The organism is Photobacterium aquae, from assembly GCF_001029445.1.
Classification (GTDB): domain Bacteria; phylum Pseudomonadota; class Gammaproteobacteria; order Enterobacterales; family Vibrionaceae; genus Photobacterium; species Photobacterium aquae.
On the sequence record NZ_LDOT01000048.1, the window covers coordinates 1 to 1,151 of the forward strand.

The window sequence follows — 1,151 nt, forward strand, 5'->3', positions numbered from 1 at the left end:
TGTCTAAAGAAAAATTTGAACGCGTAAAACCGCACGTTAACGTTGGTACTATCGGCCACGTTGACCACGGTAAAACAACTCTAACTGCAGCTATCTGTACTACTCTTGCTAAAGTTTACGGCGGTGCTGCTCGTGACTTCGCATCAATCGACAACGCTCCTGAAGAGCGTGAGCGTGGTATCACAATCTCTACTTCTCACGTAGAGTACGATACTCCGACTCGTCACTACGCACACGTTGACTGCCCAGGACACGCCGACTACGTTAAAAACATGATCACCGGTGCTGCTCAGATGGACGGTGGTATCCTAGTTGTTGCTGCAACTGACGGCCCTATGCCTCAGACTCGTGAGCACATCCTACTAGGCCGTCAGGTTGGTATCCCTTACATCATCGTGTTCATGAACAAGTGTGACATGGTTGATGACGAAGAGCTTCTAGAGCTAGTAGAAATGGAAGTTCGTGAACTTCTATCTGAGTACGACTTCCCAGGCGACGATTGCCCAGTAATCATGGGTTCTGCTCTAGGTGCACTTAACGGTGAAGAGCAGTGGGAAGCTAAAGTAATCGAGCTTGCTGAAGCGCTAGATAACTACATCCCAGAGCCAGAGCGTGCGATCGACCGTCCGTTCATTCTTCCAATCGAAGACGTATTCTCAATCCAGGGCCGTGGTACTGTTGTAACTGGTCGTGTAGAGCAGGGTATCATCCGCGTTGGTGACGAAGTTTCTATCGTTGGTATCAAAGACACCATCAACACTACTTGTACTGGTGTTGAGATGTTCCGTAAGCTTCTAGACGAAGGCCGTGCTGGTGAGAACGTTGGTGTTCTTCTACGTGGTACTAAGCGTGACGAAGTTGAGCGTGGTCAGGTTCTTGCTAAGCCAGGTTCAATCACTCCACACACTACTTTCACTTCAGAAATCTATGTTCTTTCTAAAGATGAAGGCGGCCGTCACACTCCATTCTTCAAAGGTTACCGTCCACAGTTCTACTTCCGTACAACTGACGTAACTGGTACTATCGAGCTACCAGAAGGCGTTGAAATGGTAATGCCTGGTGATAACGTTTCTATGACTGTTACTCTAATCGCTCCTATCGCGATGGACGAAGGTCTACGTTTCGCTATCCGTGAAGGTGGCCGTACTGTA

Annotated in this window: 1 protein-coding gene; it reads left to right on the forward strand. The window is 48.4% G+C overall.

Translation table 11 applies throughout. The features are described from left to right. A partial coding sequence (gene tuf / locus ABT56_RS21480) for an elongation factor Tu (RefSeq protein WP_047880973.1) occupies positions 1–1,151 on the forward strand: 1,151 nt, incomplete at both ends.